Raw genomic sequence first — 21,763 nt, 5'->3', positions numbered from 1 at the left:
GGCGCCGCTCCCCTCGTGGGCGCGGCGCCGTTCTGCATTTCGGTCGTCAGCGGGTGGCTTTGTGGGCCTTCCAGCCGAGCGAGCCGAGGATGGCGGCGATGACCAGGTTCACCACGATCAGGATCGAGTGCGCGACCCAGTAGCCGGCGGGGCGGACCTCACCATCGAAGTACGCCGCCGACAGGTTCTTGATGAACATGCTCCAGGTGATGACCATCCAGAGGGCGACTCCGAGGAGCAGGCGGGCGTGCTTCTTCTCGAACTGCATCAGTCACTCTTCCGATCGTCGGACGTCTGGGCCCAGGCGGCGGTGTAGAGCACCAGCTGGGTGAAGTAGTTGATCCAGACCAACAGCACCAGCGCGATACCGAAGGCCTGGAATGCGGGCTGCTGCGCGGTCGACTTCAGCAGGTACGCCGAGAGCTGCTTGAGCACCTCGAAGCCGACAGCTCCGATCGCAGCTGCGGCCCAGAGCGACCGCCGGGGCAGCTGCGGGCGGGCCAGCAGCTGGTACATCGCGAAGAAGAGCACCGCGTTGGCCGCGATGCCGACCAGCGGCACGAGCGAGGCCAGGACCCAGTCGAACTCCTCAAGGTCGACGAGGCCGAGGATCCGCTCCGAGAGCGCGCCGACCACGCCGGACACAGCCACGGCGAGGAAGAGCGTGCCGCCGAGCGCAACCAGCGCGGTCACGTCGCGGAGCTTGCCGAAGAGCCAGTTGGGCTGCGCATCGGATGGCAGCGCGAAGACCTCGAGCAGCGCGGTGCGCATGCTGGAGAGCCACCCGAGGCCGGACCACACCGCCAGCGGCAGGCCGATCGAGAGGATGGCGGGAGCGGCCGACCGGAAGGTGTCCAGGCTGATCTCGTTCGGACCGTCGCCGATCAAGCCCGGAAAGACGCTCTTGATCGCCGCAACGAGGTTGGCCTCGGCATCCGCCCCGTCCGGCAGCCACCGTGCGGCGTACCCGACGACAGCGAAGCCGAGCGCGAGGATCGGGAAGAACGACAGGAACGCCGCGTAGGTGACGCCCGCGGCCTGCAGGCTCCCGTTGACCGAGCTGTAGTGCCCGACGGTGCGGATCGTGTGGTCGAGGACCGGCACACGCTCCCGGGCGGTGGCGATGGCCCCGGTCAGCCGCTCCTTGACCCCCGCCATCGATTCAGGCACCCGCACCGATCGGCACCGGCACCAGCGGGAACGACCGGTCGATGCGCCAGCCCGCTTCCTCGTCGTGCAGGTAGAGATGGAAGTCGTTGACGATGAAGCTGCCGTCGAAGGTGGCCAGCTCGTTGAACGCGCGGTCGAGCGCAGCGTCGTCGAGGTGGTGACCGATGGTGACGTGGGGGTGGTACGGGAACTCCGGGTCGCCGGTCAGGGGCCCACGGCGCACGATGGCGGCGAGCTGCTCGCACTGGGAGATGCCCTCGACGACATTGACGAAGACGACAGGTGACACCGGCCGGAAAGTACCCGTGCTGCGCAAGTGGATGCGGAAGGCGGCAAAATCTGCGCAGACCACGGCCAGATGGTCCTCGATCGCCACCAGTTCCTCGTCGCTCACCTCGGTCGGAGGCACGAGCGTGATGTGCGTGGGGATCTTCGCGGCGGTGAGGTCGCCGATCGACGTGCGGTACTCCTGGAGCTGGCTGGCCCAGGGCTCCGGGAGGGCGATCGACACACCGATGGTGGGCATGCAGCGACCCTAGCGGGAGATCGGCGGGACGAAGCCGACCCGGTCGTAGACGTCGCGCAGCGTCGCCTCCGCCACCGCGTTGGCCTGCGCCGCGCCGTCACCGAGTACGCCGAGCAGCGTGTCGCGGTCCTCGAGGAGCTCGAGCGTGCGGTTGCGGAACGGGGTCACGAACTCGACCACGACCTCGGCCAGGTCGCCCTTGAAGTCGCCGTAGCCGCGCCCGGCGTACTTCTCCTCGAGTGCCTCGATCGTGGTGCCGGTGAGCGCGCTGTAGATCGTCAGCAGGTTGGAGATGCCGGCCTTCTCCTCACGGTCGAACCGCACGTCCGTGTCGGAGTCGGTGACCGCGGAGCGGATCTTCTTCGCGCTCACCTTCGGGTCGTCCAGCAGGTCGATGATGCCGCTCGGGGAGGACGCGGACTTGGACATCTTCGCGGTCGGCACCTGGAGATCGAGGATCTTCGCGGTCTCCTTGAGGATGTAGGGCTCCGGGACGCGGAAGGTCTTCTTGTAGCGGCTGTTGAACCGCTGCGCGAGGTCGCGGGTCAGCTCGAGGTGCTGGCGCTGGTCCTCGCCCACCGGCACGTACGCCGGGCGGTACAGCAGGATGTCGGCGGCCTGCAGGATCGGGTAGGTGAACAGGCCGACGCTGGCGTGCCCCTCCCCCTGCTTCGCGGACTTGTCCTTGAACTGGGTCATGCGGCGCGCCTCGCCGAAGCCGGTGATGCAGTTCAGCACCCAGCCGAGTTGCGCGTGCGCGGGCACGTGGCTCTGGATGAAGATCGCCGAGCGCGACGGGTCGATGCCCATGGCCAGCAGCTGGGCGGCCGCGCGCAGACAGCGCTCGCGGAGCACCTTCGGGTCCTGCTCGACCGTGATCGCGTGTTGGTCGGCGATGAAGAAGAACGGGGTGTGCTCGTCCTGGAGGTCCACCCACTGCCGCAGCGCACCGAGGTAGTTGCCGAAGTGGAACGAGTCGGCGGTCGGCTGGATCCCCGAGAGCACCCGGGGACGGGCCGCGCCGACTGGTGCGGTCGTGGTTTCGGTGCTGGACATACGGTCCATTCTGTCAGGAGGGCCGGGCTTGCTGGCCTCGGGCCGGGGCCACTGAGATGCTGGCGCCACATCCCCCGGAGGTCCCATGAGTGTCCAGCTTGCTCCAGCGTTGCTCGTCCTGCTGCTGCCGCTGAGCGCAAGCGCGTGCGACACCGGCTCCGACGTCCCCGCCGGAGCCGCCCCGTGGGTGCAGAAGGCCGACCAGGATGAGGTGACCGACGTCGTCGACGGCATCGGCGAGGACGACGCGCTGGCGCTGGCGAAGGTCGGAGGCCCACCAGAGAGCATCGTTCGCACTCCGAGCGGCGCGACGCTGCTGGCCTGGAGCGTCGCGGGGATGGAGGGCGAGCGCACCGCTTCGGCGTGGATCGCGTTCGCGCCCGACGGGACGCTGACCGGATCACAGTCGGCGGGCACGTTCCTGCCCGCCCCGCCCGCGGCGTACGACGGCGGGTTCCTCGTCGCGGGCCCCGACGCCGGCGATTTCGCGAACCCACGACTGGTGTCGGAGGACGGCGAGGTCATCACCAGGACGCCGACCCTCGGGCACCCCCGTCGCGTCCTCGCGGGCGACCTGGTCCTCGGCGGCCACGGCGGCCTGGCCTACCGTCCCACCGAGCACACCTTCGCGCCGCTACCCGTCGCCGAGGAGGACCCGCTCGGCGGCATGATGCCCACCGCGCTCGACGGCAGCGGCGCGATCACCTCGATCTCCGGCACCGTCCGCAAGCCGGTGCTGCTCCACTCCACTGACGGCGGAACGACGTGGGAGCGCAAGGCGATCGAGCTGCCCCCGGGACTCGACATCGACGCCGCCCGGCTCGTCGTCGACCAGGACCGCACGCTCGTGCCCCTCGTCGACGAGAAGCAGCAGACGGCTGGCTGGATCACCCGCTCCGCCGGCGAGAAGATGTGGACCGTCACGTCGTTCGATCCGCCGTTCGAGGATGCGTGGATCCTCGGCCTCGTCGGCGACCGGGTGCTGATCGCCCCGTTCGACGGGGATGGCGGGACGCTGGTCTCCCTGGCCGACACCGACGACCGCTCGGAGGTCGACCGCAACGAGCTCCGTGCCAGCGGTGGCAGGCTCTACAGCATGTCGCCGAAGGTCACCGAGTCGGCCGACGGCAGGACCTGGACGGACGTGCCCCTGCGTTTCCCCGAGGGCTGAAGGGTTCAGGCGGTCGCGCGCCCGCGCACGTGGAGCCGGGCAGAAACCAGCAGGATCACCAGGCCCACGAGCGAGAGCACGATGCCGACGAGTGCCGGCGAGCGGTAGCCGTAGCCCGCTGCGATGACCGATCCGCCGAGCCAGGCACCGAGCGCGTTGGCCGTGTTGAGCGCGGCGTGGTTCATCGCGGCACCGAGGGTGACGGCATCGCCAGCGACGTCCATCAACCGCAGCTGCAGGTTGATCACCAGGATCGAGCCGATCGCCGTGACCGCGAACGCGACGGGCCACAGCAGCCAGCCGTGGGGCGCGGCGAACCAGTAGACGGCCATGATCACCGCTCCGCCGACGGACGAGGCGATCAAGGACCGGAAGACCGACCACGCCGCGAGCTCGCCGGCGATCCAGGTGCCGACGACCATGCCGAGGCCGAGGGCCAGCACGAAGACCGGGACCGTGCCGCGGTCCAGACCGCCGACGTCGGTGACGGTCTTCGCGACGTAGGAGTAGACCGCGAAGAGCCCGCCGAAGCCGACCGCACCGACGGCCATCGTCAGCCACACCTGCATGTTGCCGAAGAACGCGCGCGCCTCACGTCGGCCGCTCGCCTCGCTGTTGCCCGGGACCGACGGCACGAAGGCGAGGATCATCGCAACGGCGGCGAGACCGAGGACAGCACTGAGGAGGTACGACGCGCGCCAGCCCGCGTGCTGCCCGAGCCAGGTGGCGGCGGGCACTCCGAGGACGTTGGCGACGCTCAGCCCGAGCATGACCGCCGCGACCGCGCGGCCCCGCCTCTCGGGTGCGACCAGGCCCGCGGCGACGAGACTGGCGATGCCGAAGAAGGCGCCGTGCGGCAGTCCGTCGAGGAACCGGGCGATCGTCAGCACCTCGTAGTTCGGGGCTGCTGCGCTGAGCACGTTGAACGCGGCGTACGCGCCCATGAGGCCGATCAGCGCGCCGCGCCGCGGCAGCGCCGCACCGAAGAAGGCGAGGATCGGCACGCCGACCACCACCCCGATCGCGTACGCCGAGATCACGTGGCCGGCGGCCGGCACCGAGACGGAGACGCCGCGCGCGATCTCCGGCAGCACCCCCATCGTCAGGAACTCCGTCGTCCCGATCGTGAAGCCGCCCATCGCGAGCGCGAGGATCGCCAGCCCGGTGTGGCGCTGGCGTTGGTCCGTGTACACGGGTGCCGCCCCGGGGTCGACCGGAGCGGCATCACTGGTGTTCGTGCTTGTGGCAGTCATCGTCTGCCCCAACCGAGCGAATGCCCGAGGCATTCCTCATGTTCGGTCACACCTCGATAACGCCCGCCCTCAGCCGGCGATGTGCTTCAACGCCTCGCGACGGCTCAGCGGGCTCAGCTCGTGCGCTCCCACGTAGGCCAGCACCCAGTCGGGATCGGTCTTCGCCAGGTCGCGGAGCGACCACCCGATCGCCTTGCGCAGGAAGAACTCGCGGTCGGTCAGGCTGGGCCCGATCACCTCGGCCAGCAGGTCCCGGTCGGTGCGGTCACCGCGGCCCAGCTGGGAGATGATCGCGAGTCGCCGCAGCCAGAAGTCGTCGTCCAGCGACCAGGTCCGCACGAGCGCGGCTGTCGCCTCGGGATGCGCGTCGTGCAGGTCTGCCACCCGGCGCGAGACGCCGTCGACGTGGTCCCACCATGCCCCGGTGCGCGCGATGTGCTCGAGGTGGGGCACCAGCGACCAGTCGCCCTTCAGCGCGCCGAGCGACAGCAGCTCGCTCGCGGCGTACCTCTCCTCGCGGTGGGTGGCGTTGTCCCAGAGCTCGCGCGATGCGACGAGCAGCGCTCCCCCGTCCCGTACGCCGACCTCCCGCACTGCCGCGCGCGTCAGCCGGCGCACCTCGGGGCCACGCACACCGAGGAACGGCATCGCGGACTTCATGTAGGCCTGCTGGGCCGGTGCCAGCGACGGGTCCGCAGCGGCGACGAGCGAGCCCCGCACCGCCGCGACCAGGTCAGCCGGGGTCACACCGTGCCGCCTGCTGCCCGGACCCGCTCGCGCACGTGCAGCACGATGTCGATCGTCAGCTTGAGCCCGACCAGCAGGAAGACGGGCAGGACCTCGTCGGCAGTGCCGTCCTCCGCAAGGCCGCGCAGCAGGAGGAAGAAGCTGCCGATGATGGCGACGTGCAGCACGAGCATGCGCGGGTACGGCCAGAACATCGCCTGACGGGGCGTCGTCACCAGGCGCTCGCCGCGGCCGAACCAGTGGATCACCAGGGACAGCAGGTGGCTCACGAAGAGTGCAGCCCCTGCGATCAGCCACGAGCGGTAGTGGACGAATCCACTGCCCGTCATCGCGATCATGACGATCGTGAAGACACCGTGGACGACAGTGAATATGCCGTAGTGGAAGCAGAAGAACGCCGCCGAGGCGAGCGGGCTCGTCGGTCCCTTCGCCGTCGCGATCCGGATCGTCGAGAAGATCCAGACGATCACGTTCTCGAGCCAGTAGACGGCGAAGACGTCGCCGAGGCTCATCCACCCCATCGCGGCGCCGACCAGCGGCACCAGGTTGGAGACCACGAGCAGGGCGACCGTCACCAGTCGCGCGTAGCGGGCGGGCAGACGCGCCCCGACCTGCGCGAGGAGCTGGAACCCGAGAATCCGCCAGACCACGTTCATGCCCGGACCGTATCCGGAAAGGGCGGCGAAATGCCCGGCGCCCGGGCCCCTGGGGGACCCGGGCGCCGTTGCGGCACTTGACTCAGAGAGAGTCGACGGCGGCGTTCAGCGTCGCGGAGGGACGCATGACCGCAGCGGTCTTCTCCGGGTCGGGCAGGTAGTAGCCACCGATGTCGGCGGGCTTGCCCTGCACGGCCAGCAGCTCCTCGACGATCGTCGCCTCGTTCTCACGCAGCGTCTTCGCCAGCGGGGCGAAGGCGGCAGCGAGCTCGGCGTCGTCGGTCTGCGCGGCCAGCTCCTCGGCCCAGTAGAGGGCGACGTAGAAGTGCGAGCCACGGTTGTCGATCGTGCCCAGCTTGCGGCCCGGCGAACGGTCCTCGTCGAGGAAGGTGCCGGTGGCGCGGTCGAGGGTGTCGGCGAGCACCTGGGCGGCCGGGACACCGGCCTGCTCGGCGTACTTCTCGAAGGAGGGCACCAGCGCGAAGAACTCGCCGAGCGAGTCCCAGCGCAGGTAGTCCTCGTTGACGAGCTGCTCGACGTGCTTCGGCGCGGAGCCACCGGCGCCGGTCTCGAAGAGGCCACCGCCCGCGATCAGCGGGACGACCGACAGCATCTTGGCCGACGTGCCGAGCTCGAGGATCGGGAACAGGTCGGTGTTGTAGTCACGCAGCACGTTGCCGGTCACCGAGATGGTGTCCTCACCCTTGCGCAGGCGCGCGAGGGAGTAGGAGCACGCGAGCGACGGCGCCAGGATCTCGATCTTCAGGCCGTCGGTGTCGTGGTCGGCCAGGTAGGTGGTGACCTTCTTGATGATCTCGGCGTCGTGCGCACGGGTCTCGTCCAGCCAGAAGATCGCGGGCGTGGCCGAGGCGCGGGCGCGGGTGACAGCCAGCTTCACCCAGTCCTGGACCGGGATGTCCTTGGTCTGGCACGCGCGCCAGATGTCGCCGACCTCGACGTCGTGCTCGATCAGGACGGTGCCGTCGGAGCCGAGGATCCGCACGGTGCCGGCCTGGGCGATCTCGAAGGTCTTGTTGTGGGAGCCGTATTCCTCCGCGGCCTGCGCCATGAGGCCGACGTTGGGGACCGTGCCGATCGTGGCCGGGTCGAGCGGGCCGTGCTTCTTCACGTCGTCGAGGACGGCCTGGTAGACACCGGCGTACGACGAGTCGGGGATCACCGCGAGGGTGTCGTCCTCGCCGCCGTCGACGCCCCACAGGCGGCCGCCGTTGCGGACCAGGGCCGGCATCGACGCGTCGACGATGACGTCGGACGGGACGTGCAGGTTGGTGATGCCCTTGTCGGAGTTCGTGTAGGACAGGCGCGGGCCACCTGCCAGGCCGGCCTCGAAGGCAGCCTTGATCTCCGCACCGTTGGGCAGCTCGCCCAGGCCGGCGAGGATCGCACCGAGGCCGTCGTTGGCCGAGAGACCGGCGGCGGCCAGGTCGTCGCCGTACTGAGCGAAGACGTCCTTGAAGAAGGCCTTCACGACGTGGCCGAAGATGATCGGGTCGGAGACCTTCATCATCGTGGCCTTGAGGTGGACGGAGAACAGGACGTCCTCGGCCTTGGCCTTCGCCAGCGCGTTGACGAGGAACTCGTCGAGGTAGGCCGCCTCCATCTTGGTGGAGTCGATGATCTCGCCCGCGAGGACCTTGAGGCCCTCGAGCAGGGTCTTCGTCTCGCCATTGGCGGTCTCGAGCACGATCGACAGGGTGTCGTCGGCGGCGAGGGTCACGGACTTCTCGTTGGCCTTGAAGTCGTGCTCACCCATGGTGGCGACGTTGGTCTTCGAGCCCTCGGTGAACGGCTTGTTGGTGTGGGGGTGCTTCTTGGCGTAGTTCTTCACCGAGAGCGGCGCGCGGCGGTCGGAGTTGCCCTCGCGCAGGACCGGGTTGACCGCGGAGCCCTTCACCTTGTCGAACTTGGCGAGGATCGCCTTGTCCTCCTCCGAGTCGGCGGACTCGGGGAGGTCGGGGACCGCGTAGCCCTTGGCCTGCAGCTCGGCGATGGCCGCCTTCAGCTGCGGGATCGAGGCGGAGACGTTGGGGAGCTTGACGATGTTGGCGGCCGGGGTCTTGGCCAGGGCACCGAGCTCGGCCAGCGCGTCGTCCGCCAGGCCGAACTGCGCCAGGATGCGCGATGCGACAGAGATGTCGCGGGTCTCCATCGCAACGCCGGCCTTGCCGGCGTACGCCTGGACGATCGGCAGGAAGGAGTACGTCGCCAGCAGGGGCGCCTCGTCCGTGTGCGTGTAGATGATCCGGGTCTTGCCAGCGTCCGTCACCGGGGCTCCTCTTGTTGCAGACTGTGGGTGATGTCTCGACATCAAGATATCTCAGGCCTGTTGGCCAGCCGGGCCGTGCTCGACCCGTGGCCCATCCTGCCCGAGGGCACGCGCGAGCGCGAGGGGTCGTTCAGGAGCCGGTTGAGGCGCTCGATGTCGGGCTGGGCGTCGGGCTCGGCGTCTCGCCGGCAGGCACCGTGAACTTCACCAGCTCGACTTCCTCGTCGCCGCCCTCGACAGTCAGCTCCCGCACGACGCCGATGCCCTGCACGTAGAACTTGTGCTCGACCAGGTCAGGCTCCAGCGGCGTCGTGTCCTTCGTGACCAGGACCTCGTCCACCCAGCTGCCTGCCGGCCCGACGACCTCCGCGTCGAGCTCGATCACCTGGGCCTGGTCCTCGGCCTCCCCCTTCAGGAACTCCTGCTTGTAGCCGTCACCGACCCGCGGCCTGGCCAGCATGGCGATCCCCGCGCGGGCACCGTCCACGCCCGCCTGCCAGGAGCCCGCAGTCGACGACGACTTGCCGTCGTACTCCGTGGTGGCCTCGCCGAGGTACCAGACGTTGCCCTTCTTGTCCTGGGCGTACCAGTCGTAGGTGTCCTCGAGGACCTTGCCCCGCGGTCCGGTCACGACGTCGTGCACGACGGTCGCCGTCACGCCGTCGATGTCCTTGGTCTCCTCGAGCACCGTGACCGTGATCTGCTGCGGGCCGTCCGAGGAGACCGACCTGTAGGTCCAGGAGCGACCGGGCTCGAGGGGAAGCCACGGATTGTCGATCCGCTTCACGAAGTCACTCGGGTCGAGCGAGTGCTCGTCCGTGGATGCCGTCGGCCTGGGGACTTCGTCGACACCGGCCGGCTCGGTCTTCGGCGGCTCGCCGACACATCCGGCAAGAGCGAACGGGACGGACAGGACGAGAGCCAGGCGACCGAACCCCAGAGCAGCGCGCATGTCGTCAGGATGTCATGCCTGCTTGGGCTCTAGCGTGTGCGTGTAGGTCAACCCAACTCTTTTCTCGGAGGATTCGCTTGTCCACACCCAGCACGACCCAGAAGCTCAGCGCCGAGGCGCTCGGCACGTTCATCCTTGTCTTCGGCGGCTGTGGCACGGCCGTCCTCGCCGGCGAGCACGTCGGCTTCATCGGCGTCGCCCTCGCGTTCGGCCTCACAGTCATCGCCGGCGCCTACGCGTTCGGCCACATCTCGGGCGGTCACTTCAACCCGGCCGTGACCGTGGGCCTGGCCAGCGCCCGGCGCTTCTCGTGGAGCGAGGTCCCCGGCTACGCGATCGCACAGGTCGTCGGCGCGACCATCGCCGCCGCCGTCCTCTACGTCGTCGCCTCGGGCAAGGACGGCTTCACCCTGGACAACGGCTTCGCCTCCAACGGGTACGCCGACCGGTCACCCGACGGCTACTCCCTCCTCGCCGTGCTCGTGGTCGAGGCCGTCCTGACCGCCGTCTTCCTCTACGTGATCCTCGGCGCCAGCGCCAAGGCAGCGGTTCCCGGCTTCGCCGGCCTGGCGATCGGCCTGTCGCTGACCCTGATCCACCTGGTCAGCATCCCGGTCTCCAACACCTCCGTGAACCCGGCCCGCTCGCTCGGAGTCGCCTGGTTCGCCGGCGGGGACGCCCTGACCCAGGTGTGGGCGTTCATCCTCGCTCCGGTCGTCGGCGCTGCCGTTGCCGGCTTCACGCACCACTTCATCGGTGGCCGCGAGGACTGAGCTCCACACGCACGACTGCCGGGCGACCGGCAGGCAGCACCAGGAGGCCCCGACACCGTCGGGGCCTCCTGGCATTCGCGGGCGCCGCGCACGCGGCGTACACATCGGCTCGCGCATCGGCAGACGGACTCACTCCCTCACAGCGCTCCACGCTGCTAGCGTCGGGCAAGTCCTTGTCCGACCCTCTCCAGGAGATGTCGTGAGCAGCACTCCCCTCAAGGTGGCCGTCACCGGCGCCGCCGGCCAGATCGGCTACAGCCTTCTCTTCCGTCTCGCGAGCGGCGCGCTCGGCGACCGTCCGATCGAGCTCCGCCTGCTCGAGATCGAGCCCGCCCTGAAGGCGCTGGAGGGCGTCGTCATGGAGCTCGACGACTGCGCGTTCCCGGGTCTCGCCGGCGTCAAGATCGGCTCCGACCCGAACGAGATCTTCGACGGCGTCAACCTCGCCCTCCTCGTCGGCGCGCGTCCGCGCGGCCCGGGCATGGAGCGTGGCGACCTGCTGTCCGCCAACGGCGCGATCTTCACCGCGCAGGGCAAGGCCCTCAACGCCGTCGCCGCTGACGACGTGCGCATCGGTGTCACCGGCAACCCGGCCAACACCAATGCGCTGATCGCGATGACCAACGCTCCCGACATCCCGCGTGAGCGGTTCTCGGCGCTGACGCGTCTGGACCACAACCGCGCGATCTCGCAGCTGGCTGCCAAGACCGGCACCCCCGTCACCGAGATCAAGAAGATGACGATCTGGGGCAACCACTCGGCCACGCAGTACCCCGACCTCTTCCACGCGGAGATCGCCGGCAAGAACGCCGCCGAGGTCATCAACGACCAGGCCTGGGTCGAGGACTACTTCATCCCGACCGTCGCCAAGCGTGGCGCGGCGATCATTGACGCCCGTGGCGCCTCCTCGGCTGCCTCCGCCGCGTCGGCGACCTGCAACGCTGCCCGCGACTGGCTCAACGGCACCCCGGCCGACGACTGGGTCTCCATGGCCGTCGTCTCCGACGGTTCCTACGGCGTCCCGGAGGGCCTCATCTCGTCCTTCCCGGTCACCACGTCCAACGGCGACTGGAGCATCGTCCAGGGTCTCGAGATCGACGACTTCTCGCGCGCGAAGATCGACGCGTCCACGGCGGAGCTCGCCGAGGAGCGTCAGGCCGTCACGGAGCTCGGCCTGATCTGAGGCTGTTGCTCCCCCGGTAGTCCCTAACGAAAAGCGCCTCGGATCTCGGATCCGGGGCGCTTTTCGTTAGGGACTATCTCGAGATCAGTGGGGCTGGTTGGGGATGGTCGCCGCGAGGAAGAGCAGGAGCCCGCCCGCTCCCGCCAGGGTGAGTACGTCGAGTAGCTTGGGCCGCACGTGCAGCATGCCGGCGTTCTCCTCAGGCAGGATCACGCGGGACACCGCGGCTGCGATCATCGAGGCGCCGAGCCAGCTGACGCCCTGGCGCCATGCACCTGTCGCAGCAATGACAACGCCAACGATGGCGAGCACCAGGACCACGAGATAGATCGCACCACCGAGTGTCGAGGGCTGCTTGAGCCGGGCGACATCGCGCAGCGGGGGCAACGGGGCACGGCCCTCGAGCAGCGCGTGCTCGCGCTCGTCGACCTCGCCGGGCTCGGTCTCCCCCAGCTCGGTCTCCCCCAGCTCGGGGTCGACCGGCTCGACCGGCTGCTCGGCGTCGTCGACCACGTCAGGCCAGCTTGCTCTCGGCGATCGAGACGACGTTGGCGAGGAGCATGGCGCGGGTCATCGGGCCGACACCACCGGGGTTGGGCGAGACCCATCCGGCCACGTCCCACACGTCGGCGGCGACGTCGCCGGTGACCTTGCCCTCGACCCGGGACACACCCACGTCGAGGACGGCAGCGCCGGGCTTGACCATGTCGGCGGTGATGATGCCGGGCACACCGGCGGCCGCCACGACGATGTCGGCCTTGCGGACGTGGGCGGCGAGGTCGACGGTGCCGGTGTGGCACAGCGTGACGGTGGCGTTCTCCGAGCGGCGGGTGAGCAGCAGGCCCAGCGGGCGACCCACGGTCACACCGCGACCGACGACGACCACCTCGGCGCCGGCGATCGGGACGTCGTGGCGGCGGAGCAGCTCGACGATGCCGTAGGGGGTGCAGGGCAGCGGTGCCTCGGTGCCGAGCACCAGCCAGCCCAGGTTCGTCGGGTGCAGGCCGTCGGCGTCCTTCGACGGGTCGATCAGGCCGAGGACACGGTTCTCGTCACGGCCGCGCGGGAGCGGGAGCTGCACGATGTAGCCGGTGCACGCAGGGTCCTCGTTGAGGGTGCGGACAGCCTCCTCGATCTCCTCCTGCGACGCGGTCTCCGGCAGGTCCACGCGGATCGAGTTGATGCCGACCTCGGCGCAGTCCTTGTGCTTGCCGTTGACGTACCACCGCGAGCCCGGGTCGTCGCCGACCAGGACCGTGCCGAGTCCGGGCACGACGCCCTTCTCGCGGAGAGCGGCGATCCGGACCTTCAGCTCGTCCTTGATCGCCGCGGAGGTGGCGTTGCCGTCCAGCTTCTGTGCAGTCACGCGCCTCATTCTAGGGAGTCGGTGGTTTCGCCGGCTCACCGTGCTCCGGGCCGGACACCGCGCCGAACTGCACCGGCGCACGCGGCGTGGTGTCGACGCGCAGGGACAGTACGTCGGGGCGCGCGTAGTGGCCGGTCGGGTCGAACGTCATCCGTCCGCGGGCAGCTGCCGTGACGTCGATCGTCGCGACGACCAGCCCCTCCTTCTCCTCCAGCGGACCCGCGATCACCGACCCACCGGGAGCCACGATCGTGGACAGCCCACGAGCCAGCCACTCGTCGTCCTGCCACAAACCCCGCGCCGGCACGTCGGCCGGGATGTCGGCACCGCGGATGGCCTGACACGCACCGATCACGAAGCAGCGGCCCTCCTTCGCGATGTGCTGGAGCGTCGGCACCCAGACATCGCTGGTGTCCCAGGTCGGCGCGACGTAGACCTCGATGCCCTGGTCGTAGAGCGCCGCACGGGCCAGCGGCATGTAGTTCTCCCAGCAGATCAGCCCGCCCAGCCGACCGATCGGTGTCTCGAGCACCCGCAGCGTCGAGCCGTCGCCGTAGCCGTGGACCAGGCGCTCTCCCCCGGTCGGCATCAGCTTGCGGTGGAGGTGCGCGAGCGACCCGTCCGGCGCGAACCAGAGCAGCGTGTTGCACAGCGTCGAGCCCACGCGCTCGTTGACTCCGACGACCAGCCACAGCCCGTTCACCCTCGCAACCCTGCCCAGGCGCTCGGCGTCCGGTCCCGGGACCTCGACCGACTCCTCCAGCAGGCGCGCGTAGAGGTCCTGCGAGTCGCGGTCCCACGGCTTCGCGCGCCAGACCCAGTCCGGGTACGCCGGGACGAAGGTCTCCGGGAAGACGAGCAGGCCGACGCCCTGGGCGCCCGCCTCCCGCGCGACCTGCTCCAGCTTGTCCAGCGTGGCTGCCTTGTCGAGGAAGACCGGTGCGTACTGCGCGGCGGCCACCTTGAGCGTCACGTGAGCCTCGCCGGATCGTTCGCCGGCAGCGCGTCATTGGCCCACTCCGCGCGCTTCCAGTCCGGGATCGGCGGGACCACCCCCACCGCCGGGACGTACGGCGACTCCGCGACGCGCTGCATCCGGTGGATGTACCGCGGGCAGTTCGGGAAGACCTCCGTCACCGCGACACGCACCACCGCGATGGCACCCGGCCAGCTGCCAACAAGCTCGTCATCCACGGAGAGCGTGGCGTTGCCGTGCACGCGCAACCGGCCGGGGTGCTCGAAGTCGATGAAGAGCATCCCCACCTTGCTGGTGGCGGCCACATTTCCCATGCTGATGAACATCCCGTTGCCGTCGTACACGGGGAAGGCGAGCGTGCCCGCGTCGAGCGCGCGGACGAAGCCGGGCGCGCCGCCCTTGTAGGAGCAGCTCGGCTGGCCGGAGGCGTCGACGGTCGAGAGGAAGAACATGTCGCGGGACTCGATGAACGCCGCGGCGCCCTGATCGATCTCGTCATTGACCAGCAAGTGGTCGATCCGGTCGGCGATGCGCCGGCTGTCGAACTGGTCCTGCAGCGCCCGCTGCTCCGGGGTGAACTCCATCCACCGACGGTAGGGCCGCGCCGGTCACCGCGCCATAGTCCCTCGGGTTGCCGCGCACGTGGTCACACCGTCACGACGGCGGCCTCCTGTTGGAGGCGGGCCTCGGCGACTCTCGCCGCAGGATGCGAGACGGCCGCCGCGACAACCGCGATGGCCGCGATCACTGACCAGCCGGCCGCCCCCTGCTCCATCGCGAGCCAGGTGAACAGGGCGGGGCTGATGATCGAGGCGGCCTGCCAGCCGAGGTGGAAGACGCCCTGGTACTCCCCCAGCCGCGCGGGGTCCGACAGCTCGGACAGGAATCCCCAGGCGGAGGCCGACTGCCACAGCTCCGCGCCGGTGATCGTGACGTGGCCGGCCCAGATCAGCACGATCGACACCCACCCCACCGTGTCGTGGGTAACCGCGATCAGCAGGCAGGAGAGCACGAACGACCACGCGCACCAGCGGGTGAGCCGCAAGCATCCGGTCACAGTGTCGGCACCCCTTGCGGCACGGACCTGGAGCAGGACCGCCATCACGGTGTTCGTGCCGAAGAGCCAGGCCAGCAGGATGTGCGGCGCATCCGTGCGCTCCACGAGCCAGAGCGGGACGACGACGTTGAGCAGGATCTGGTTGGTGCCGAGGACACCGTTGGCCAGGCCGAGGATGACGAACCCGACGTTGCGCAGACCCGGTACGCCGCCCTGACCTGGCCCGGCCTCCACGCCCTCGACGGCGAGCCCAGCGACCGCGACGTCGGGGCCGGCGTCGGCCGTCCGGCGTACGTCGGGCATGCGGCTGATCAGCACCGCGTTGATCACCAGCAGGAACGCCGTCAGCAACGGCACCGCGATGATCGCCGGGCGCGTGCCGATGGCGAGCGCGAAGCCGCCCGCGCCAGCACCGAGCGTGTAGCCGATGTTGCGGGCCGAGCGCATGTAGGCCATGCCGCGCACGCGGGTCTCACGTTCGAAGATCACCAGCCAGTAGGCGCCGCGGCCCGAGCGCGCGGCGGTCTCGATGGTGCCGAGGACGGCCATCAGGATCGCGAACATGACGAACCCGCGCGCGAGCGGGAAGGCGAGATAGGCCAGCGCCTCGAGCACCGACGCGATCAGCCAGAGGCGACGGGCACCGATCCGGTCCGCGAGACGGCCTGCGGGCACGGAGAGCGCGAAGACCACGAGGCCGGACAGCGACAGGCCGAGTCCGACCTGGGAGGCGCTCAGCCCGACGATCCGGGTGAAGAAGACAGCGGTCCCGGTGAGGAACGATCCGGTCGCGAAGGCGGACAGCACCGACTGGAGGACGAGCCGACGCTCGAGGGAGGTCGGCGGGAGCATCCGCCCGAGATACGGCAGCACGCCGTGATCCTTGCAAAGGACAACAGGCGGCCGCACCCGGTTTTCCGGGGCGACCGCCTGTCGTGATGAAGCTGTGACTCAGTGGAAGAAGTGACGCGTTCCGGTGAAGTACATCGTCACGCCGGCCTCGTTGCAGGCTGCGATCGTGAGCTCGTCGCGCACGGATCCGCCCGGCTGGACGATCGCCTTCACGCCAGCCTCGATCAGGATCTGCGGGCCGTCCTCGAACGGGAAGAACGCATCCGAAGCAGCAACGGAACCCCGCGCCCGCTCCTCACCCTCGACCAGCGAGTTGGCGCGCTCGACCGCGAGCTTGCACGAGTCGACCCGGTTCACCTGGCCCATGCCGATGCCCACGGACCCGCCATCGCGAGCCAGCAGGATCGCGTTGGACTTGGCCGAGCGGCAGGCCTTCCAGGCGAAGGCGAGGTCGGCGAGCACCTCGGGTGAGGCAGCCTCGCCGGTGGCGAGCGTCCAGTTGGCGACGTCGTCTCCGGGGGCGTCGACGTGGTCGACCTGCTGCATCAGCAGGCCACCCGAGATCGGACGGGTCTCGACCGGGGAGCCACCGTCGACCGTTGCGACCAGGATCCGGATGTTCTTCTTGCGGGTCAGGATCTCCACGGCGCCGTCCTCGTAGCCCGGAGCCACGATGACCTCGGTGAAGACCTCGGCGACCTGCTTGGCCATCTCGACCGAGACCGGGCGGTTGGCAGCGATCACGCCACCGAACGCGGAGACCGGGTCGCAGGCGTGCGCGGCCGCGTGGGCCTCGGCAATGGAGGAGCCGATGGCGATGCCGCAGGGGTTCGCGTGCTTGATGATCGCGACCGCAGGCTCGGCGAAGTCGTTGGCGGCACGGCGCGCGGCGTCGGTGTCGACATAGTTGTTGTACGACATCTCCTTGCCGTGCAGCTGCTCGGCCTGCGCCAGCCCGGCAGGGCCGAAGCCGTTGAGGTAGAGCGCCGCCTTCTGGTGCGGGTTCTCGCCGTAGCGCAGGACCGCAGCCTTGTCGTAGGTGCCGCCGATCCAGGCCGGGAAGCCGGTCGAGACACCCTCGGCGTCGACGGACGAGTCGGTCAGGACCGAACCCATCCACGACGCGACCTGGACGTCGTACGTGCCGGTGTGGACGAAGGCCTTCGTCGCGAGGACCTTGCGCTCCTCGTAGGTGAAGCCCTCACCCTGCGCGGCGGCGAGGGCAGCGGCGTAGTCGGCGCCATCGGTGACGATCGCGATGTTGGCGTGGTTCTTGGCCGCGGCGCGCACCATCGACGGACCGCCGATGTCGATCTTCTCGATGCAGTCCTGGATGCCGGCGCCCGACATCACGGTGTCGACGAACGGGTAGAGGTTCACCACGACCATGTCGAAGGCCTCGATGTCGAGCTCCGCCAGCTGCTCCACGTGCGAGGGCAGGCGACGGTCGGCCAGGATGCCGGCGTGCACGCGCGGGTGCAGCGTCTTCACGCGCCCGTCGAGGCACTCCGGGAAGCCGGTGAGCTCCTCGACCTTGGTGACGGGCAGGCCGAGCGACTCGATCAGCGCAGCGGAGCCGCCCGTGGAGACCAGCGCGACGCCGGCCTCGTGCAAGCCGCGGACAAGCTCCTCGAGACCGGTCTTGTCGAAGACGGAGACGAGAGCGCGCTTGATCGCGATCTTGTCCTGGGTGACGACGTTCGTGGTGTCGATGGAGCTCACAGTCCGAACCGGACCTTCCTGTTGGTGATGGTGATGCCTTCTCGGGCCATGCGGCCCACGTTCTCGACGAGCATGCGGCGCTCGGCGCCCTTGATCCGCTCGTGCAACGACTCGACGTCGTCGGTGTCCTCGACCGGCACGACGGTCTGGGCCACGATCGGCCCGGTGTCGACGCCTGCGTCGACCACGAAGAGGGTGGCGCCGGTGACCTTCACGCCGTAGGCCAGCGCATCGGCCGGGCCGGTCGTGCCGGGGAACGACGGGCACAGCGCCGGATGGGTGTTGACCACACGCCCCTCGAACCGCTCGAGGAAGGCCGGGCCGACAAGCTTCATGAACCCGGCGAGCACGACGACGTCGGGCTCGAACGCGGCGACCCGGTCCGCGAGTGCGAGGTCCCAGTGCTCCCGCGAGCTGAACTGGCCCACCTTGGTGACGAACGTCGGGACGCCGGCGCGGTCCGCGCGGGCAAGGCCCTCGATGTCGTCGCGGTCCGCGCCCACGACCACGACGGACGCGCCGTACGCCGGGTCGGCCGCCGCGTCGAGCAGCGCCTGCAGGTTGGTGCCGGCCCCGGAGACGAGAACCGCGACGCGGGCCGGAGCAGAACCGGCGGCCGCTGCGACGTCGTCGGAGCTGGAAGGGGTGGACACGGGACCGAAGTTTATCGGTCTGAGGGGGTCTCCCCTGACGTCGTCTCGTCCCGCTTGCGTCCCGGGAACTTCAGCCCGGGCAGCTTCACCGTGCGCTCGGTGTCGGACTCCGCCGACGCCTCCGGCTCCTTCACGGCAGCCTGCGGGGCGGCGTCGGGCAGGTCCAGCACCGGGTGGCGACGTGACCACCAGGTCGCGACGAGCCCGCCGACCAGACCTCCAATGCCGAATGACACGATGCCGTGGAAGAAGACCGAGCCGACCAGGGGGCCGACGTCCGCCATGCGCCCCGGCCCGACGGCGCCCCCGGCAATGCCGGCGAGCAGGCCGAACAGCACCGCCGCCACCACACCCGAGGCGAGCCCACGCAAGGCGCCGACGTCCCATCCGAGCAGCGGCCGGTTGCGCAGGTGCCGGGCCACTGCGTACGCCGCGGCGAGGGGCGGCAACGCGATGAGGAACGGGGTCCAGAACGGAGTCGGACCGTTGTCCGGAAGGGCTGCCAGCAGCGGGAACATCGGCACCGGGCCAAGGGCCACGACCGTGGGCGAGACCAGTGTGCCGGTGCCGACCTGGAAGCCCGGACCGAGCAGGTAGCTGCCCGCGAGGAGCACTGCGTTGGGCACGACCAGCAGGCTGAGCAGGACGAAGAGCAGGCCACCCGCGAGGTCGGTCTGCAGCTCGGAGAGCACGGTCAGCGCGGTGCCGCCGTCGAGCAGGAGGGCGACCAGGAAGGCCAGGCCCGCCACCACGAAGTAGGTGCCGAGGATCCGCACCGCGCCCTGCACCGTCTCCCGGACCGCGAGCGGGACCATCGCCAGCCAGACTGCAGCGCGGCCGGAGCCGACCGCGATGCCGGCGCCACCGACGGCTCCGCCGAGGAGCAGGGCCCACCCGAGCACGCCCCCGAGCGAGGGCTGCGTCGACGCGGTGCCGGCGAGCACGCCCACCAGCACCGCCAGCACGGCGTACGTCGTGGCGAACATCGTCGCTCCGGCCGGGACGGTCCAGTCGCGCTCACCGTCCGTGAGCGCGTGGGCGTCGGGGCCGTGGTCGGAGAGTCGCTCGCCGGTGCGCAGGCCGATGCGGGCGACCAGGAAGGCGCAGATCAGGGTCAGCCCGAGCGGCATCGCGGTGACCGGCGTGCCGCTCACGTGGACACCGGAGCCATGGCCGATCAGCCAGGCGAGAGCACCGCTGCGCAGGCCGTCACGGGGTGAGCCGTGGATGCCGCCGTCGGTGAGGAACCACCCCACGACGCCGAACAGCATCATCGCGAGGAGCGGGACGAACGCGGCGGCAGCACCGCCGTACACCGCGACGAGGGCCAGCGGCCGTCGCTCGTCGTCAGGACCGGCCCCGACAGGAGGGGCGGACCGGGTGGATGGCGTGGGGAAGCTGCGACTCGACATGACAGGGCCATCCTCCCCGGTAGTGCGGGCGGCACAGGAGAGGACTCGCCGGGTACCGTGGTCGCGCCATGCGAGATCCGGACCAGTTCGATGCGTTCTACGCCGAGACGCGTCAGCGTCTGCTGCTGCAGACCTACGCCCTCACAGGCGACCTGCCCGCAGCGCGCAGCGCGGTCCGTGATGCCTTCGTGGCCGCCTGGCACCACTGGCACAAGGTCACCCGCCGCGGCGAGCCGGAAGCGTGGGTTCGCCCACACGCGTGGCAGCACGCCCAGCGCCGTCACACCGCCCGGCTGTGGCACCGCGACCGCAGCCTCGCCCCGGAGCTGCGGGCCACGCTCGACGCGCTCGGCGAGCTGACCAGCCAGCAGCGCAAGGCGCTCCTGCTCCACGAGCTCGCAGGCCTGTCGGGAGTCGACCTGGCACGCGAGCTCGGCCTGCCCGAGGCGTCCGCCGATCGCCAGCGGCGACTGGCTGCGGCCCAGTTCGCGATCCACCGCGACATCGGTCCCGACGAGGTCGGCGCGACCCTGCGCGGGCTCTCAGCCCGCACCGAGGAAGTCCGCTTCCCCCGTGCCACGATCGTGCGCCGCACGGGCACGGCCCGCCGCCGCACCCACACGCTCGTCGGAGTGGCCCTCGGCCTCGCGACCGTGGCTGCAGCCGGCACCGTCGTCGGCGCAGGGCCCGGGGTCAGCGCCGTGCTCGCCTCCGCCAGGGGCGCTGACGCCCCCGCGCGCGTGGCTCCCGAGACGCACCTCGCCGCTGCTGCGCTCCTCGCGCCCGAGCAGCTGGCCGGGCTCGCCGCGGGCGCGACCTTCAGCACCGTCGCCACCACCGACAACACCGTCGGCGAAGGCCTCAACCTCCCGTGCCAGTCGACCCGGTTCGCGGACACGAAGGGACACGACGCCCTGGTCCGCACCTTCAGCAGCACGGCGAAGCCGGCCGCATCCGCGGTGCAGGTCGTCGAGCGGTCCACCGACGCCACGTCCGCCCACACGGCGTACGGCGCGACGCTGGCGTGGTTCTCCGACTGCGCCGACCAGCGCGTGCAGCTCCTCGCGTCGTACTCCCTCACCGGCGCCGGCGACGAGGCCGCGCTCGTGGTGCTCCGCGACTGGGCCGCACCCGTCACGACGTACACCGTTGCCGTCGCGCGCACGGGTTCGATCGTCACCTCGCTGAGCCGCTCGGTCGGCGACAGCGTCGGCCCCGAGCTCCCGCCGTTCGTGTCCGCAGTCGGCGGCTCGGTGTCCTCGCTCTGCAAGGAGGACGGCGGCGGCGCCTGCGCCACGACCCCGCGCAAGACCCTGGCCGCTCCGGCGCCCGGCCCGAGCGCGCACGGCATGCTGCAGTCCGTCGACCTGCCCCCGGTGCGGGGAGTCGACCAGCCCTGGGTCGCGACCGCGCCTGTCCCGGCCAGGGCCAACCCGGCCGCGACCACGTGCGACCGGGCCGTCTTCGCCGGCATCCCGTGGTCTGCCACGCGCACGTTCCTGGTCCCCGAGGCGCGCCTGCCCGCACGCTTCGGCCTCAGCGAGACGGTCGGACGGTTCAAGGACGAGGCTGCCGCGAAGCGCTTCGTGAGCGACATCCAGAAGCGGATGGGCAGCTGCGAGAAGCGCGACCTCTCCGCGACCGTGCAGCCGCTGGCGCGCTCGCGCAGCGCGACGAGCGAGATCACCAGCTGGCGGTTCACCGCGGCCATCTCCGACCAGGCCGAGGTCGACTACTACGTCTCGCTGGTACGCCGCGGGGCCGTCGTCGCGCAGATCGGCTTCGTCCCGGTCGAGAAGGCATCGTTCGGCACGGACGCCTTCGAGGACCTTGCTGCGCGAGCGCTGGCACGCCTCGAGAACCTCCCGCCCACCTGACCCCTCTCCCCGTCGACACGTCGCAACCTTGAGGTCGACACGGCGCTTGGTTGGCGTGTCGCGCGCAGAATGAT

The 21,763-nt window shown here is 70.2% G+C and carries 21 protein-coding genes; 4 read left to right on the top strand and 17 right to left on the bottom strand.

Annotated features, from left to right (window positions below; genetic code table 11):
- Nucleotides 1-46 precede the first annotated feature (46 nt).
- The 4 genes from D4739_RS10105 to trpS are packed head-to-tail and all read right to left on the bottom strand — an operon-like array spanning nt 47 to nt 2,752.
- On the bottom strand, nt 47-268 hold the full coding sequence (locus D4739_RS10105; RefSeq protein ID WP_120060502.1) for an SCO4848 family membrane protein: 222 nt from the start codon (nt 266-268) through the stop codon (nt 47-49).
- Entirely contained in the window at nt 268-1,170 is a 903-nt protein-coding gene (locus D4739_RS10100) for a YihY/virulence factor BrkB family protein (protein ID WP_147384870.1), read from the bottom strand. Before D4739_RS10100 ends, D4739_RS10105 begins: the two co-directional genes overlap by 1 nt.
- Nucleotides 1,163-1,696 (bottom strand): 2'-5' RNA ligase family protein, encoded by a 534-nt coding sequence (locus tag D4739_RS10095; RefSeq protein ID WP_120060500.1) that lies wholly within the window; start codon nt 1,694-1,696, stop codon nt 1,163-1,165. Before D4739_RS10095 ends, D4739_RS10100 begins: the two co-directional genes overlap by 8 nt.
- Nucleotides 1,697-1,705: 9 nt before the next feature.
- Nucleotides 1,706-2,752: a tryptophan--tRNA ligase gene (gene trpS, locus D4739_RS10090; protein WP_120060499.1), complete on the bottom strand. Its 1,047-nt coding sequence runs from the start codon at nt 2,750-2,752 to the stop codon at nt 1,706-1,708.
- 85 nt (nt 2,753-2,837) lie between these two features.
- Here trpS and D4739_RS10085 point away from each other — a divergent pair, with 85 nt between their 5' ends.
- The gene (locus tag D4739_RS10085; protein ID WP_120060498.1) at nt 2,838-3,923 is read left to right on the top strand and encodes a hypothetical protein; all 1,086 of its coding nucleotides are present in this window, start codon (nt 2,838-2,840) and stop codon (nt 3,921-3,923) included.
- A gap of 5 nt (nt 3,924-3,928) precedes the next feature.
- Here the strand turns inward: D4739_RS10085 and D4739_RS10080 are convergent, their stop codons facing one another.
- The 5 genes from D4739_RS10080 to D4739_RS10060 all read right to left on the bottom strand — a co-directional run bounded on the left by D4739_RS10080 (nt 3,929) and on the right by D4739_RS10060 (nt 9,818).
- Complete coding sequence (locus D4739_RS10080) at nt 3,929-5,176, bottom strand: MFS transporter (protein WP_120060497.1); 1,248 nt, start codon at nt 5,174-5,176, stop codon at nt 3,929-3,931.
- A gap of 69 nt (nt 5,177-5,245) precedes the next feature.
- Nucleotides 5,246-5,923, bottom strand: a complete 678-nt coding sequence (locus tag D4739_RS10075; RefSeq protein WP_120060496.1) for a DNA alkylation repair protein — start codon at nt 5,921-5,923, stop codon at nt 5,246-5,248.
- Nucleotides 5,920-6,579 (bottom strand): DUF6498-containing protein, encoded by a 660-nt coding sequence (locus D4739_RS10070; protein WP_120060495.1) that lies wholly within the window; start codon nt 6,577-6,579, stop codon nt 5,920-5,922. Before D4739_RS10070 ends, D4739_RS10075 begins: the two co-directional genes overlap by 4 nt.
- An 82-nt stretch (nt 6,580-6,661) precedes the next feature.
- Complete coding sequence (locus tag D4739_RS10065; protein WP_238473602.1) at nt 6,662-8,866, bottom strand: NADP-dependent isocitrate dehydrogenase; 2,205 nt, start codon at nt 8,864-8,866, stop codon at nt 6,662-6,664.
- A gap of 130 nt (nt 8,867-8,996) precedes the next feature.
- Nucleotides 8,997-9,818, bottom strand: a complete 822-nt coding sequence (locus tag D4739_RS10060; protein ID WP_120060493.1) for a hypothetical protein — start codon at nt 9,816-9,818, stop codon at nt 8,997-8,999.
- Between the two features lie 77 nt (nt 9,819-9,895).
- Between D4739_RS10060 and aqpZ the strand changes: the two genes are divergently transcribed.
- Entirely contained in the window at nt 9,896-10,591 is a 696-nt protein-coding gene (aqpZ, locus tag D4739_RS10055) for an aquaporin Z (RefSeq protein WP_238473601.1), read from the top strand.
- Nucleotides 10,592-10,790: 199 nt separating this feature from the next.
- Complete coding sequence (locus D4739_RS10050; RefSeq protein ID WP_120060491.1) at nt 10,791-11,774, top strand: malate dehydrogenase; 984 nt, start codon at nt 10,791-10,793, stop codon at nt 11,772-11,774.
- 84 nt (nt 11,775-11,858) lie between these two features.
- Here D4739_RS10050 and D4739_RS10045 read toward each other — a convergent pair whose 3' ends face one another.
- The 8 genes from D4739_RS10045 to D4739_RS10010 form a co-directional block, all read right to left on the bottom strand.
- Nucleotides 11,859-12,287 (bottom strand): DUF3017 domain-containing protein, encoded by a 429-nt coding sequence (locus D4739_RS10045; RefSeq protein ID WP_120060490.1) that lies wholly within the window; start codon nt 12,285-12,287, stop codon nt 11,859-11,861.
- Between the two features lies 1 nt (nt 12,288).
- Nucleotides 12,289-13,140, bottom strand: coding sequence for a bifunctional methylenetetrahydrofolate dehydrogenase/methenyltetrahydrofolate cyclohydrolase (locus D4739_RS10040; protein WP_120060489.1), 852 nt, complete (start codon nt 13,138-13,140; stop codon nt 12,289-12,291).
- A gap of 10 nt (nt 13,141-13,150) precedes the next feature.
- Complete coding sequence (locus tag D4739_RS10035; RefSeq protein ID WP_120060488.1) at nt 13,151-14,113, bottom strand: carbon-nitrogen hydrolase family protein; 963 nt, start codon at nt 14,111-14,113, stop codon at nt 13,151-13,153.
- Nucleotides 14,110-14,700, bottom strand: a complete 591-nt coding sequence (locus tag D4739_RS10030) for a pyridoxamine 5'-phosphate oxidase family protein (protein ID WP_120060487.1) — start codon at nt 14,698-14,700, stop codon at nt 14,110-14,112. The genes D4739_RS10035 and D4739_RS10030 overlap by 4 nt, the downstream gene beginning before the upstream one ends.
- Nucleotides 14,701-14,762: 62 nt before the next feature.
- A complete protein-coding gene (locus D4739_RS10025; RefSeq protein WP_238473600.1) occupies nt 14,763-16,046 on the bottom strand; it encodes an MFS transporter in 1,284 nt (427 codons plus the stop codon).
- A 78-nt stretch (nt 16,047-16,124) separates the two neighbouring features.
- The gene (gene purH, locus D4739_RS10020; RefSeq protein WP_182920369.1) at nt 16,125-17,747 is read right to left on the bottom strand and encodes a bifunctional phosphoribosylaminoimidazolecarboxamide formyltransferase/IMP cyclohydrolase; all 1,623 of its coding nucleotides are present in this window, start codon (nt 17,745-17,747) and stop codon (nt 16,125-16,127) included.
- Entirely contained in the window at nt 17,744-18,400 is a 657-nt protein-coding gene (gene purN / locus D4739_RS10015) for a phosphoribosylglycinamide formyltransferase (protein ID WP_120060486.1), read from the bottom strand. The genes purH and purN overlap by 4 nt, the downstream gene beginning before the upstream one ends.
- 11 nt (nt 18,401-18,411) lie before the next feature.
- Complete coding sequence (locus D4739_RS10010; RefSeq protein WP_120060485.1) at nt 18,412-19,812, bottom strand: cell division protein PerM; 1,401 nt, start codon at nt 19,810-19,812, stop codon at nt 18,412-18,414.
- 68 nt (nt 19,813-19,880) lie between these two features.
- Between D4739_RS10010 and D4739_RS10005 the strand changes: the two genes are divergently transcribed.
- Nucleotides 19,881-21,689 (top strand): sigma factor-like helix-turn-helix DNA-binding protein, encoded by a 1,809-nt coding sequence (locus tag D4739_RS10005; protein ID WP_120060484.1) that lies wholly within the window; start codon nt 19,881-19,883, stop codon nt 21,687-21,689.
- Nucleotides 21,690-21,763 lie beyond the last annotated feature (74 nt).

This window comes from Nocardioides cavernaquae (assembly GCF_003600895.1).
GTDB lineage: Bacteria > Actinomycetota > Actinomycetes > Propionibacteriales > Nocardioidaceae > Nocardioides > Nocardioides cavernaquae.
The sequence above is the reverse complement of the archived record's forward strand: the minus strand, read 5'-3'. Positions and strand labels throughout refer to the sequence as shown.

Bases quoted from the DNA above. Each gene is read 5' to 3' on its own strand.
- D4739_RS10105 (WP_120060502.1), bottom strand. From the start codon at position 268: ATGCAGTTCGAGAAGAAGCACGCCCGCCTGCTCCTCGGAGTCGCCCTC.
- D4739_RS10095 (WP_120060500.1), bottom strand. From the start codon at position 1,696: ATGCCCACCATCGGTGTGTCGATCGCCCTCCCGGAGCCCTGGGCCAGC.
- trpS (WP_120060499.1), bottom strand. From the start codon at position 2,752: ATGTCCAGCACCGAAACCACGACCGCACCAGTCGGCGCGGCCCGTCCC.
- D4739_RS10085 (WP_120060498.1), top strand. From the start codon at position 2,838: ATGAGTGTCCAGCTTGCTCCAGCGTTGCTCGTCCTGCTGCTGCCGCTG.
- D4739_RS10080 (WP_120060497.1), bottom strand. From the start codon at position 5,176: ATGACTGCCACAAGCACGAACACCAGTGATGCCGCTCCGGTCGACCCC.
- D4739_RS10070 (WP_120060495.1), bottom strand. From the start codon at position 6,579: ATGAACGTGGTCTGGCGGATTCTCGGGTTCCAGCTCCTCGCGCAGGTC.
- D4739_RS10060 (WP_120060493.1), bottom strand. From the start codon at position 9,818: ATGCGCGCTGCTCTGGGGTTCGGTCGCCTGGCTCTCGTCCTGTCCGTC.
- D4739_RS10030 (WP_120060487.1), bottom strand. From the start codon at position 14,700: ATGGAGTTCACCCCGGAGCAGCGGGCGCTGCAGGACCAGTTCGACAGC.
- D4739_RS10010 (WP_120060485.1), bottom strand. From the start codon at position 19,812: ATGTCGAGTCGCAGCTTCCCCACGCCATCCACCCGGTCCGCCCCTCCT.
- D4739_RS10005 (WP_120060484.1), top strand. From the start codon at position 19,881: ATGCGAGATCCGGACCAGTTCGATGCGTTCTACGCCGAGACGCGTCAG.